This is a genomic window from Pseudovibrio sp. Ad5 (genome assembly GCF_001623095.1).
Classification (GTDB): domain Bacteria; phylum Pseudomonadota; class Alphaproteobacteria; order Rhizobiales; family Stappiaceae; genus Pseudovibrio.
In genome coordinates this window covers 462753-475205 of sequence record NZ_LMCH01000066.1, presented here as the reverse complement: position 1 = coordinate 475205, position 12453 = coordinate 462753, and the positions used below count along the sequence as shown (strand labels likewise).

Here is a 12453-nt window from a genome sequence, read left to right as displayed (position 1 = left end):
CTCAAAATTCCTTATTCAACGTCAAACTTCACACCCTGCGCCAATGGAAGAGCGCCAGAGTAGTTGATGGTATTGGTCGCGCGGCGCATGTATGCCTTCCAGGCATCAGAGCCAGCTTCACGACCACCACCAGTTTCTTTCTCACCACCGAATGCGCCGCCAATTTCAGCACCGGATGGGCCAATATTGACGTTTGCAATGCCGCAATCAGAGCCAACAACAGAAACGAAGGTTTCAGCTTCACCCATGTCTTTGGTGAAGACGGAAGAAGACAGACCAGCACCAACACCGTTCTGAATTTCAATCGCTTCATCAAAGTCGCTGTAGCGAACGACGTAGAGGATCGGAGCAAAAGTCTCTTCCAGTACAGGACCAACCTGACCTGGCATTTCAACAACAGCAGGCTGAACGTAATAGGCATCCGGATACTCGTCCGCCATCACGCGCTGGCCACCATGCACGGTGCCGCCAGCTGCCCTCGCAGCTTCCAGAGACTTCTGCATGTTGTCATAAGCGTCTTTGTCGATGAGCGGACCGATCAGCGTGCCTTCTTCGGTCGGAATGCCGATCTTCACAGAGGCATACGCCTTGATAAGACGTGGGATCAGCGCATCATAAACGCTGTCATGTGTGATCAGACGGCGAAGAGTAGTACAACGCTGACCGCAAGTACCCATTGCAGAGAAGGCCACGCCGCGCAGGGTCAGGTCCAGATCAGCAGATGGGGTCACGATCGCTGCGTTGTTGCCGCCCAGCTCAAGGATGGACTTGCCGAAGCGCTGTGCAACACGTGGACCAACCTGACGACCCATGCGAGTGGAACCGGTTGCGGAGATAACAGGCACGCGCTTGTCGTCGACCAGCGTCTCACCGATTTCACGACCACCTACAATAACTTCCAGCAAGCCCTTCGGCGCATCATCACCAAACTTGGCAACCGCACGCTCAAACAGCGCAGCACACGCCATTGCTGTCAGAGGAGATTTCTCAGATGGCTTCCAAACAACGGAGTCACCACAAACAAATGCCAGTGCTGCGTTCCAGGACCAGACCGCGACTGGGAAGTTGAACGCGGAGATCACACCAATAACACCGGATGAGTGCCAGGTTTCCATCATACGGTGACCCGGACGCTCGGTCGCGATGGTCAGACCGTACAGCTGACGCGAAAGCCCAACTGCAAAATCGCAGATGTCGATCATTTCCTGAACTTCACCCAGACCTTCAGAGGTGATCTTGCCTGCTTCCAGGCTCACCAGCTTACCAAGGTCATCTTTATAAGTGCGAAGCTCTTCACCCAGCAGGCGAACCAGTTCGCCACGACGAGGGGCTGGCAGCTTGCGCCACTCTTTGAAAGCATCGTGAGCACGACCAATCGCAGCGGTGGTTTCCGCGGCGCTGTCTTCTTTGATCATCGCCAGCGTTTCACCGGAGTTTGGAGAAGTTGCAGCAAGTGTGCCCCCTTCCAAAGCAGCGCGGGCTACACCCATACGCTCCATGAGTTCAATTGTTTCTTTTGCGAATTGCGCGGTATCCAGACCTACGGTCATTGAAGCCCCCAAAGAGTGAGAAACAGTCAGTTCGAAATTTGAGCAGAGTTTCTCTTGTCCTGTTCACGGGTAAAAGCTACGTCTTTTCCATTATTCATTCGCATATGGAATGACTGATAATTTCGCTTGGATCTTGCGCTAGTGAGAAAACTGCTTAAAATCAGTAGGATAATAATGGGTATCGGCTTATTTGAGATTCTGTTTTAAGAAGGAGATGATGCCAGATAGAACGAAATTTAATCGTGTTGGGTGTGCTTAACCTCGCGATTTCAGGAGTTTCGAGCTGTTCACGGCATCATGAGAGGTCAGGATGAAGCGTGGTTTTATCCCCCCGATAGACTGTTTGATCGCATTCGAAAGCGCAGCGCGGCACGGCAGTTTCACGCGTGCAGCTGAAGAATTGTTCCTGACGCAAGGCGCAGTCAGCAAACAGGTGCGCCTTTTGGAAGGTCGCTTGGGTGTTGAGCTGTTCAAACGGATTCGCCAGCGCATTGTTCTGACGGATGCCGGGCGTATCTACCTGCATGACATCCGCGGCACGCTGGAAAAGATGACCAGCGCGACCCGTCAGGTGATGTCCTTTGCGGGCAGTGAGGATGTGCTCAACGTCGCCGTCCTCCCAACCTTCGGCACCCGTTGGCTCGCCCGCCGCCTCCCCCGTTTCCACGAGCGCTACCCGGAAGCCAGCTTCAACCTCTCCGTCCGTCTGCGCCCCTTCGATTTCTCGGTAGAACCGTTTGATGGAGCGATCCATTACGGAGAACCTGTCTGGGCAGGAGCCATCGCAGAGCCGCTGTTTCAGGAAGAAGTCATTCCAGTCGCCTCCAGAGCATTCCGCGACAGACACAGCCTGCGCACACCGGAGGACCTGATCGACGTTATGCGCCTGCACCAGTCAACACGGCCAGATGGATGGCAAAAATGGTTCTCTCTGGCAGGTGTAGAAACAGATGGCGCCTTTCAGGGCCCGCGTTTCGATCAGTTCACCATGATCTCACAGGCTGCTGCTTCTGGCCTGGGCGTTGCGCTGGTGCCAAAGTTCTTTATTGAGGAAGAGCTCGCCGCAGGCACACTGGTCCGCCTGTTTGACATCAGCCTGAAACTCTCCTCCGCCTACCACTTCGTCTACCCCGAAAACCGCACCCTGCGCCCAGTCGTAAAATCCTTCAAAGCATGGCTCCAGGAAGAAGCCCACGAACAGCAACTGGACCGAGAGACGTTGTTGCCACAGTAGGGAGTGGCCTAAACCGCCTTTAGATAGATTGTGAGTCGGTTTGTGAGTTATCAGTTTGCTACTGATGTGAAACAGATATGATCTCGGCCAATCCAAATTGAGATAGGTCTTCTCCAGAAATATAATACATCTGATTAGGAGGCGTTTTTCGAACCTGTTCTAAAAGGAAGCTGGGCGTACCCAGAATCTTTAGTTGTGAAATAAACTCTTCAGTTGCGATTTTTCCATAGAAGCTCCCCATTTGGCTATCTAGGCTTGCTGCTGTGCTAGCCTGATGAAAACCAAACCGGGCGTCAGGAGAAACATAGAGTTCTGAAGCTGACAATGCGATCAAAACACAAGCACTTGCGCAGTGAGATTTGACGAGCACTTCAATGCCCTTGTCGTTTATAAAGGCACCAATCCTTTCTGCGCTTGTGATGTCTCCTCCACCACTACGCAACTCTATTGAATGAATTGGGGCTTTTGAGTGGGCCATCTTGAGAGTATCAAATGTCTTAGAGCCAATTTCGCCATAAAGCACAGCACTGCCTTTGTTCTGAACAGAAACAACAACACCTTTCAACTGAGCAGGCGCTTGGGCAATTTGTAATGAAGCTTCAAAATTGAAGATAGTGCCCAACGCTGCACCACCTTGTAGAATCAGTAGTATCAGGAGGAAGAGATCATTCAATGAATGAGGTGCTTTAATATTACCTGATTGATTTATAGAACTGGCAATTACTATTGACGCAGTAATTAAGAAAAAGAAGCAACAGGCTGCGGTTAAGCCCACGTGGCCCCAAAAGACATCGTTAGCAAGATAGCTATAACCTTGTGTCATAAACCACGCTACTACGCCGCTAACAAAAGATGCTAATGCGAAGAGCGTTTTTAGTACTCTATATTTCATAAACGCTTATAGCTGCTCCATAGCGCGCACCATGGTCAAGATTAGGAAAAACAGGCCGATACCGATCACATTGAGAATGTATTGCCCAATTCCGCTGGGGCGATGCCAAGCAGTATATTTTTCTGTATCCCAACTTGTTGTTTTATTTGACTTTAGTCTTTGATAGGAGCCCCACATAGTAAACAGGGCGACTATTGGAATTCCGAGTCCCAACCCTCTGAGTAAAACGTTGAAGTCACGTTTTAAGCCATCCCAAAACCCAAGAAGTTGGCCATCGGTCCGAGTTATTTTTATCCCAAATATAAATTTTCCAAGAGTAGTGCCACTGACGCCGATTAAACTTCCACCCAATACAGAGGCAGCACTTGCGGTAAACATTAAATCTATCAGACGGCCTCCAGGACCATCAAACAATGAGAAGAACTCATCAGCTGCAGCAGGCGCAATAGCGTAAAAAACAAAAGCCAATAGCATGACTAAAACAACGCCGTTAAAGGTCGTGTCAAATAGCCGGGCTGCATATCTTCTCCAAGGTGTAGGCGGGTTCGCAAGCCATCCCTTGGGGGCAGTGCCTACTTCTGATTGTGATGATTCTTCATGAAGGGGTGCATGCAAAGTTGGAAACAGGTTTTCCGACGCTGGGCGAAGTTTTAGAATCTGGTCGGTATTTACTTCTGTATCATCTAAACTTAGGTTCTGCTCAATTGTTGCCGAAGTACCTTCATTATCGAGAATTTGACCAGCAGATGTCCAATCATCGCCATTGGTAGAGCGAACAAGCGTACTCTCCGTTATCAAACCGTTCTGCCGAAGTATGCGAAGATTACGGACATCAAACGGCCCTACTTCATGCTTGCCGTCATGATAATAATACACTGAACCTCTCCCGTGCTTCCTAGTGTAGACTATAGCTATCTGCTAGAAAGTTGGGAAGAACTGCTTGTGTTAAAGAGTGATATCTATTCTAGGTTGTGGATACGTATTTTGATGCAAAATGTGTCGTAAATCGCTTCGTAGTTGTCTTGCCGCTTCTGTCCATCCACTTCTACCCCAGCTCATAACTCGCAAAGCTGTAGATCTTGTCGAGGGGGAGGTTGGGGTCTTGGCCCTTATACATTCTGGCGGTAGCGAACACGGGTGATAGGTCGTAGCGCTCTGCCAGTTCCACGGCTTGTTCATTAGGCAAAGGCAGATCAATGTTGATCATCTGCCCTTTGGCGCTACCAGCAAGGGCGCGGAACAGCAGGTCAGCCCCTTCTGGAGTTTCAGCGGCCATTGGGCCGATACGATACCCATCACGGGCCGCACGGATTACGCCATAACCGCGAACAATTCCCTCTTCAACCAGATATAGGCCCCGGCGCATAGGGTTCATTGGCTCCATCCAGCGTTCCAGAAAGGCGGAGCGCTCTGCGGGAAAGTAGTTGCGGTCATATTCTATAATGCTCGGCAAAATGCCCTTGCCAATGATGGAAATCCGCTGATCCATAGGCATGGTGACATCAGATAGACCGCTGTAACGCATATTCTGATGAACGAGCCTGAAGCCGGACTTCGCGTAATTGTCTTGCTCTTCCACCACGCCATCAAGGCCAATCGTCCGTCCTTCTAGCCGTTTCATGGCGGCATTCCATATAACGGCCCCGAGGCCCTGCCTGCGAAACTCCGGATGACAGATGTAAAAGCCGAGAAAGCCATAGGCCTCACCGTATTGAACGGCAGACACCATTGAGACCAGCTGATTGTTTAGATAGCAGCCAAGAAAACCGCCGGGATCCGCCGCATAATAGGATGGCGCATCATCTTCACCTGGATTCCACCCCTCTTGGGCGGCCCAATCCAGCATGGTCAAAATGCCATCTTCATCCATAACGCGAATTTCAGTGTCCAGCGGAGCCATCGGAAGCCTCTTTCATCAACCCGGCAAAGTTATGTGTAAACTGACGTAAGAGAGTCAGCGTAGCGCAGTATGGTTAAAGAGGAGATGAAAGGCTTTCATCTAATTGGACCATGCGGAAACTGCGGACTGCAGAACTTTATGAGGAAAAGAAACCGGACGCGATAAAATGCAGATGGAGCCACGGAAAAATCCGATAATCTGACGCACAAACCGCATACATGGGTAGGAGACGTCGCGATGAAGGTTCATGGTAAAGCATACCGTTCCATTTGGCCGCTGGAAGCTGGAAAATCTGTCGGGATCATCGACCAGACGTGCCTACCTCATCGTTTTGTCGAGGTTGAACTGCGCAATCTGGAAGATGCAGCCGTTTCCATCAAGGACATGTGGGTTCGAGGCGCCCCACTGATTGGCGCAACAGCTGCCTTTGGTGTTGCACTGGAAATGGCGCGGGACCCAAGCGATGCAGCACTAAGCAATGCGTGGCAGGTGCTCCATGCAACCCGCCCCACCGCAATCAATCTACGCTGGGCGTTGAATGACATGCAAAGCCTGCTCTCAGAGCTGCCATTGGAGCAAAGAGCGGCAGCTGCGTGGAAGCGGGCCGTCGAGATTTCTGATGAAGATGTGGCCTGTAACGAATCCATCGGCAAGCACGGCCTTAAGCTGATTGAGGAGATCGCTGCGCAAAAGAGTCCGGGCGAAACCATCAACATTCTGACCCACTGCAATGCGGGCTGGCTGGCGACCGTGGACTGGGGAACAGCCACCTCTCCGATCTATCAGGCCCATAACAAGGGTATCAAGGTCCATGTCTGGGTTGATGAAACCCGCCCACGCAATCAGGGCGCTGGCCTGACCGCATGGGAGCTGGGAGAGCACGGCGTGCCTCATACGTTGCTTGTCGACAATGCAGGTGGCCACCTCATGCAACATGGCATGGTGGATCTTTGCATTGTGGGAACGGATAGAACCACTGCACACGGCGATGTTTGCAACAAAATCGGCACCTACCTCAAAGCGCTGGCAGCCCATGACAATGGCGTCCCATTCTACGTGGCTCTGCCCTCTTCAACCATCGACTGGACCGTTGCTGATGGCCTGAAGGAAATTCCGATTGAGGAACGCGGCGGCGAAGAGGTCGCGTGGATCTCGGGAGAAAACGCGGAGGGCAAGGTTGAGAAGGTGCGCATTTGCCCACCAGAGACCCCTTTGTCCAACTTCGCGTTTGATGTGACGCCATCAAAGTACGTCACTGCCTTGATCACCGAGCGTGGTGCCTGTGCAGCTAGCAAAGAAGGGCTCGCAGCGCTGTTTCCAGAGCGGGCAAACACAGACGCCTGATAGAACTAAGACAAACGGATACCTTGCCGCTAAGCCATCACTCTTCAATGTTAGGGCAGAAATCCAAGTTGATTTTATTGGGAGGGACATATGTCCTACGAGAATATTCTGGTTGAGACACGCGGCAAGATTGGCCTGATTACGCTAAATCGCCCGAAAGTATTGAATGCATTGAACAGCGACCTGATCGCTGAGCTTGATGAAGCACTGAACGTATTTGATCGTGACCCTGAAATTGGCGCGACAGTCATCACCGGCTCCGAGAAAGCCTTCGCGGCGGGCGCTGACATTAAAGTGATGGCAGAATACGACTATCCGCAGACCTATCTGATGGACTTCATCACCAGCTGGGATCAGATCGCGCAAAAGCGTAAACCAATCATCGCAGCGGTCGCAGGCTTCGCGCTGGGCGGCGGATGTGAGCTTGCCATGATGTGTGATTTCATTCTGGCAGCAGAATCTGCGCAATTCGGTCAGCCAGAGATCAAACTTGGCGTTATGCCGGGTGCAGGTGGTACACAGAGATTAACAAGACTTGTTGGCAAGTCAAAAGCAATGGAAATGTGCTTGACAGGCCGTATGATGGATGCATCAGAGGCTGAGCGCGCTGGTCTGGTTTCTCGTGTTATCGCAAATGAGGATCTGGTTGCTGAAGCAATCAAAGCTGCTGAAAAGATTGCAAGTTTCTCGACTCCAATTGTTATGATGACGAAGGAAAGTGTAAACCGTTCTTACGAAGTAACACTTGCTGAAGGCATTCGTTTTGAGCGTCGTTTGTTCCATTCTATGTTTGCAACCAGCGATCAAAAAGAAGGTATGAAGGCATTCATAGAAAAGAGAAAACCTGAATTCGAAGACGGATAAGCCGTTTTTAGGCAGGTCTACACCTTTTTTCGTTGACGAGGCTCAGACTCCCAACTATAAGCGCTCCACAACCAGAGGCGGATTTTGTTCGTCACTGAATTCGTTTGATCGGGGCGGCTTTGGGCGGTCTCGTTCGCGATTTGAAAACAGTTCTTACTGACAGATCAGGACAGAGCCCATGGCCAACACTCCTTCGGCCAAGAAGGCGGCACGTAAAATTGCTCGCCAGACGGCCACTAATAAGGCTCGCCGTAGCCGCGTACGTACATACGTTCGTAAAGTGGAAGAAGCAATTGTCGCGGGTGACCAGGCAGCTGCTAACGAAGCATTCAAAGTTGCACAGCCTGAGATCATGCGTGCATCTACTAAAGGCGTTATGCATGCGAACACTGCGTCTCGCAAAGTATCCCGCATGAATGCCCGCATTAAGGCACTCGGCGCCTAATCCAATTTTTTTGGACTAAAAAAGCCCGGTCGTATGGCCGGGCTTTTTTGTTAGCTGGATAAGCTTACCCTAGGATAAAACTGGGGCATTTTCACGGCGGATAGCCTGTGGACTAGTCTCGGAGCCTGTCAAGGAAAATCCTTAAAAAACAATGACTTGGATCTAGGTTAAAATTGTCACAGTTGAAATGAGCAGATTCTTGGTGAGTCAAGAGATGGCCGGATAAATTTTTTTTATTCGCTTCCCGGGCCCACCATTAACCAAGCGCATATCGAGAAAGTTGTTGAGTTCACTGCTTTTTGCTGAACTTAGCCGTTGACGACATATGAGCTTGACCTTGCGTCACAGAAAGGGCATTTGCGTTTTGTAAACTTTCCGCTATTGCGGGACCAAAATCGGCTGTGTATGGTCAAGAAGAAGTCGGGTTGCTACCCGATCCCAGCATACAAGTTAGAAGAATCGAACCAGGGTCGGGCAAAGCTGGTCAGATGGCGTAAAGTCTAGGCGTTGCATTTTATAGTAATTGCAATTTAGACTACTAGAGTTGTTGCGTCATTTTGCTGCTATTGTTGCTTTTCCTTCTGATTTTTCTTGAATTTCGATTTTGAGTCTTTTTATAGTGGCTTACTCATTTGGGTGAGCAAACGTAATGCGTCTAGGTTAGTAAATGGAAGTATCTATGCATGAGTCCTATGCAGGTGATCGAAGCGTAACGGAAGTTTTCGAGAGCCTTAAAGCTGATGGTTCTGCAATTCTTGTAGATGTAAGAACCAACGCTGAATGGACCTTCGTAGGCATTCCGGATCTTTCCAAATTGGAGAAGGAAGTCATCCTTGCTGAATGGCAGGGTTTCCCATCCAATGGCCCTCATGAGGGCTTTGCGAGTCAACTTTCTGACGCATTGACGCAAAAAGGACTTGACCAAAACGCTGCAATCTTCTTTTTGTGCCGCTCTGGAGTTCGGAGTAAGGCAGCAGCGATCGCGATGACAGCCCTTGGCTATAAAAACTGCTACAACGTGGCAGACGGCTTTGAAGGCGGTCATGATGCTGAAGGTCATCGAGGCTCGGTTTCTGGGTGGAAGGCTCAAGGTCTTCCGTGGAGCCAAGGATAGCTCCCAAGAAATATTAGAATTTAGCAACGGTGTGTGGGCGCCACACCGATGTGATGTTTTTGTCTAATGGCAACGAAATAAAAAAGCGTCTGGTTCAACAAAGCTCGAAATGAGCGCAATAGATTTGATGGTTGAGTATCTGTGGCGGAATACTCAACGGCTGCAAGGAGGCGAGCATGCACGTTCAGGAAGCTCCAGGGCCGGAGCAATGGGATCGCGTTAAGAAACGTCTACGTGTTGAGCTGGGTGAAGATGTATTCTCCAGCTGGTTTGCACGTGTAGACATGGAAGGGCACACCAACGGCACCGTTCGTTTGTCTGTTCCTACGCGGTTTTTGAAGCAATGGATTCAGTCTCATTATTCAGAGCGTCTGATGGGACTTTGGAAAAATGAATGTGATGACATTCATAAGATCGAGCTCACCGTTCGCGGTGCCGTTCGTCCCCGTCCTGCAGCGGCTAAGCCAGCTGCACGCCCAGCACTGGGTGGCAAGACTGATATGCGCCCAATTCAGGTAAATGATCCTGTTGGTCTGCGCGCAACGTCCCCAATGCCATCTATGATGGGCGGTCGAGGTGGTCGTTCCGACCTTTCCTCTAAAGACGTACTCGAAGGGGCATCCCTCGATCCGAAATACGTCTTCGAAAGTTTTGTTGAAGGTGAATCCAACGTTCTGGCTCTTGCAGCAGCAAAGCAAGTTGCAGGCGGCGGTGTCGTAACCTTTAACCCGCTTTACCTCCATGCTTCTGTAGGTCTTGGTAAGACCCACTTGATGCAGGCGATTGCAAATCAGGCCCGCATGGCTGGTCGCCGCGTTCTGTACCTCACCGCAGAGCATTTCATGTACCGCTTCGTTGCCGCGCTTCAGGCGCAGTCTGCAATGTCCTTCAAGGAAACTCTACGTTCTATCGATCTTCTTCTGATCGATGACATGCAGTTCCTTCATGGCAAGCAGGTGCAGCAGGAGTTCTGCCACACTCTTAATGCATTGATTGATGGTGCTCGTCAGGTTGTTGTTGCAGCTGACCGCGCTCCGGCTGAATTGGAAAGCCTGGATGATCGCGTTCGCTCCCGCCTGGCAGGTGGTCTGGTCGTAAATATCTCCGAACCAGATTTCCAGCTTCGTCGCGCTATCATTGAAGATCGTATGCGTGCTCAGCAGCGCTCATACCCGAACTTCACTGTGCCGGAGGCCGTTCTGGACTACGTTGCTCGTAACGTAACCTCTTCAGGTCGTGACCTGGAAGGTGCTCTGAACCGTCTCGTTGCGCATAATCAGCTGACAAACTCTCCGGTAACTCTGGAAATGGCTGAAATCACTCTGCGTGATCTCATCCGTGCAGCTGAACCACGCCGCGTTAAAATCGAAGACATTCAGCGCGTTGTGTCAAAGCATTATAACGTCACAAAAGCAGATCTGCTTTCTGCACGCCGGACACGCACCATCGTGCGTCCTCGTCAAATCGCTATGTATCTCGCTAAGATGATGACCCCACGTTCTCTGCCAGAGATCGGTCGTCGCTTCGGCAATCGTGACCACACAACAGTACTCCATGCAGTTCGTAAAATCGAAGAGCTCTCCAAGGCAGATAACGGTCTTGCGCAGGAGCTGGAGCTGCTGAAGCGTATGCTGGACGCCTAGAGCGCATTCCATTTGATTGGCTTCAATCAAATGATCTGAATGAGCTCAAGGAAAGAACTTAGAGCGCGATGCGTGAATGCAACGTGCTCTAATAAGCGTCCTCTACACGGAGCCATCTGGACTCCTTGCAGGAATTTGGTGATTATTGGGGCGCTGCTTGCAGCGCCCCTCTTGCATTTTGCGAGCTAAACGTGCAGTTTGAACGACCCTGCACGAGGTTAAACTCGGCATAGTGGGCAAGTGCAGACCAAGTGGGCCTCTGCACTGAAACTGGGCAATTTGTATTAGTAATTCGCGGAGTTCGCTGCACCGGCGCGATGCTCCGCCCAGAAGAATGGACGTTTCGCATGAAAGTGACACTTGAGCGGACCGAGCTTTTGAAGTCTCTGACCCACGTACACCGTGTGGTGGAACGGCGGAACACCATTCCGATCCTCTCCAACGTGATGCTGCAGGCTGAAGGTGGCAACCTCAAGCTCAAGGCAACAGATTTGGATCTTGAGGTCGTGGAAAGCATCGCGGCAATGGTCGAAACGCCAGGTGGAACCACAGTGCCAGCTCACATGATCTACGAGATCGTGCGTAAGCTGCCAGATGGTTCTCAGGTTGTTTTGGAAACGTCTGGTGATGACAGCGCTATGGAAATTCGCGCCGGGCGCTCCCGCTTCGCGCTGCAAATCCTGCCAGTCACCGACTTCCCTGATCTGACTGCTGGTGAGTTCACTCACAGCTTCACCATGACCGCCGGTGGCATCCGCAAGTTGATCAACAGCACTCAGTTTGCGATCTCTACGGAAGAAACCCGCTACTACCTCAATGGTATCTACATGCACTCTCTGGATATCGGAGAAGGCCTGCGTTTCCGCGCTGTCGCAACGGACGGACACCGCCTCGCTCAGGCTGAGCTTGAGGCGCCGGAAGGCTCCGAGGGTATGCCTGGTATCATTGTGCCGCGTAAAACCGTTGGCGAAATTCAGAAGCTGCTGGATGATCCGGAAGTTGAGATCAAAGTTGAGATCTCTGAAACCAAGATCCGTTTCACCATTGGTGACATCATCCTGACCTCAAAACTCATCGACGGAACCTTCCCGGATTATGAGCGCGTCATTCCAAAAGGAAACGACAAGGAACTGCGCGTTGATCGTGATGCCTTCAAGGAAGCAGTTGATCGCGTATCCACCATCGCATCTGATCGTGGCCGTGCAGTCAAAATGTCCCTGAGCGAAGGCAAGATCGTTCTGACGGTCACCAACCCGGACTCTGGTTCTGCGACTGAAGAAGTTGCAGTTGAGTACGACAACGAAGAATTCGAGATCGGCTTCAATTCCAAGTACCTGTTGGATATCGCAGCTCAGTTGGAAGCAGATTCTGCTCTCTTTACGCTTGCAGATTCCGGTTCTCCGACCCTCGTTCGCGATGAAGGCAGTGATGAAGCGCTTTATGTGCTGATGCCAATGCGCGTTTAAA

At 51.0% G+C, this 12453-nt stretch carries 11 protein-coding genes; 7 read left to right on the top strand and 4 right to left on the bottom strand.

What is annotated here, in order from left to right; all coding sequences use genetic code 11:
• Nucleotides 1-11: 11 nt before the first annotated feature.
• Complete coding sequence (gene amaB, locus PsAD5_RS27270) at nucleotides 12-1550, bottom strand: L-piperidine-6-carboxylate dehydrogenase (protein WP_063294350.1); 1539 nt, start codon at nucleotides 1548-1550, stop codon at nucleotides 12-14.
• A gap of 310 nt (nucleotides 1551-1860) precedes the next feature.
• Here amaB and PsAD5_RS27265 point away from each other — a divergent pair, with 310 nt between their 5' ends.
• On the top strand, nucleotides 1861-2784 hold the full coding sequence (locus PsAD5_RS27265) for a LysR substrate-binding domain-containing protein (protein WP_063294349.1): 924 nt from the start codon (nucleotides 1861-1863) through the stop codon (nucleotides 2782-2784).
• Between the two features lie 58 nt (nucleotides 2785-2842).
• Here PsAD5_RS27265 and PsAD5_RS27260 read toward each other — a convergent pair whose 3' ends face one another.
• From PsAD5_RS27260 to PsAD5_RS27250, 3 genes are all read right to left on the bottom strand, one after another.
• Nucleotides 2843-3676 (bottom strand): hypothetical protein, encoded by an 834-nt coding sequence (locus tag PsAD5_RS27260; RefSeq protein ID WP_063294348.1) that lies wholly within the window; start codon nucleotides 3674-3676, stop codon nucleotides 2843-2845.
• Nucleotides 3677-3682: 6 nt separating this feature from the next.
• On the bottom strand, nucleotides 3683-4552 hold the full coding sequence (locus PsAD5_RS27255; protein ID WP_063294347.1) for an RDD family protein: 870 nt from the start codon (nucleotides 4550-4552) through the stop codon (nucleotides 3683-3685).
• Nucleotides 4553-4721: 169 nt separating this feature from the next.
• Entirely contained in the window at nucleotides 4722-5576 is an 855-nt protein-coding gene (locus PsAD5_RS27250; protein ID WP_063294346.1) for a GNAT family N-acetyltransferase, read from the bottom strand.
• Between the two features lie 237 nt (nucleotides 5577-5813).
• Here PsAD5_RS27250 and mtnA point away from each other — a divergent pair, with 237 nt between their 5' ends.
• The 6 genes from mtnA to dnaN all read left to right on the top strand — a co-directional run bounded on the left by mtnA (nucleotide 5814) and on the right by dnaN (nucleotide 12452).
• A complete protein-coding gene (gene mtnA, locus PsAD5_RS27245) occupies nucleotides 5814-6920 on the top strand; it encodes an S-methyl-5-thioribose-1-phosphate isomerase (protein ID WP_057463138.1) in 1107 nt (368 codons plus the stop codon).
• A 90-nt stretch (nucleotides 6921-7010) separates the two neighbouring features.
• A complete protein-coding gene (locus PsAD5_RS27240; protein ID WP_057463137.1) occupies nucleotides 7011-7784 on the top strand; it encodes an enoyl-CoA hydratase in 774 nt (257 codons plus the stop codon).
• Between the two features lie 178 nt (nucleotides 7785-7962).
• Nucleotides 7963-8229, top strand: a complete 267-nt coding sequence (gene rpsT / locus PsAD5_RS27235) for a 30S ribosomal protein S20 (RefSeq protein WP_063294345.1) — start codon at nucleotides 7963-7965, stop codon at nucleotides 8227-8229.
• A gap of 679 nt (nucleotides 8230-8908) precedes the next feature.
• On the top strand, nucleotides 8909-9343 hold the full coding sequence (locus PsAD5_RS27230) for a rhodanese-like domain-containing protein (protein ID WP_057463135.1): 435 nt from the start codon (nucleotides 8909-8911) through the stop codon (nucleotides 9341-9343).
• 176 nt (nucleotides 9344-9519) lie between these two features.
• Nucleotides 9520-10986 (top strand): chromosomal replication initiator protein DnaA, encoded by a 1467-nt coding sequence (dnaA, locus tag PsAD5_RS27225; RefSeq protein WP_057463134.1) that lies wholly within the window; start codon nucleotides 9520-9522, stop codon nucleotides 10984-10986.
• A 347-nt stretch (nucleotides 10987-11333) separates the two neighbouring features.
• Nucleotides 11334-12452, top strand: coding sequence for a DNA polymerase III subunit beta (dnaN, locus tag PsAD5_RS27220; protein ID WP_063294405.1), 1119 nt, complete (start codon nucleotides 11334-11336; stop codon nucleotides 12450-12452).
• The last annotated feature ends 1 nt before the right edge of the window (nucleotide 12453 follow it).

Bases quoted from the DNA above. Each gene is read 5' to 3' on its own strand.
- amaB (WP_063294350.1), bottom strand. From the start codon at position 1,550: ATGACCGTAGGTCTGGATACCGCGCAATTCGCAAAAGAAACAATTGAA.
- PsAD5_RS27265 (WP_063294349.1), top strand. From the start codon at position 1,861: ATGAAGCGTGGTTTTATCCCCCCGATAGACTGTTTGATCGCATTCGAA.
- PsAD5_RS27260 (WP_063294348.1), bottom strand. From the start codon at position 3,676: ATGAAATATAGAGTACTAAAAACGCTCTTCGCATTAGCATCTTTTGTT.
- PsAD5_RS27250 (WP_063294346.1), bottom strand. From the start codon at position 5,576: ATGGCTCCGCTGGACACTGAAATTCGCGTTATGGATGAAGATGGCATT.
- mtnA (WP_057463138.1), top strand. From the start codon at position 5,814: ATGAAGGTTCATGGTAAAGCATACCGTTCCATTTGGCCGCTGGAAGCT.
- PsAD5_RS27240 (WP_057463137.1), top strand. From the start codon at position 7,011: ATGTCCTACGAGAATATTCTGGTTGAGACACGCGGCAAGATTGGCCTG.
- rpsT (WP_063294345.1), top strand. From the start codon at position 7,963: ATGGCCAACACTCCTTCGGCCAAGAAGGCGGCACGTAAAATTGCTCGC.
- PsAD5_RS27230 (WP_057463135.1), top strand. From the start codon at position 8,909: ATGCATGAGTCCTATGCAGGTGATCGAAGCGTAACGGAAGTTTTCGAG.
- dnaA (WP_057463134.1), top strand. From the start codon at position 9,520: ATGCACGTTCAGGAAGCTCCAGGGCCGGAGCAATGGGATCGCGTTAAG.
- dnaN (WP_063294405.1), top strand. From the start codon at position 11,334: ATGAAAGTGACACTTGAGCGGACCGAGCTTTTGAAGTCTCTGACCCAC.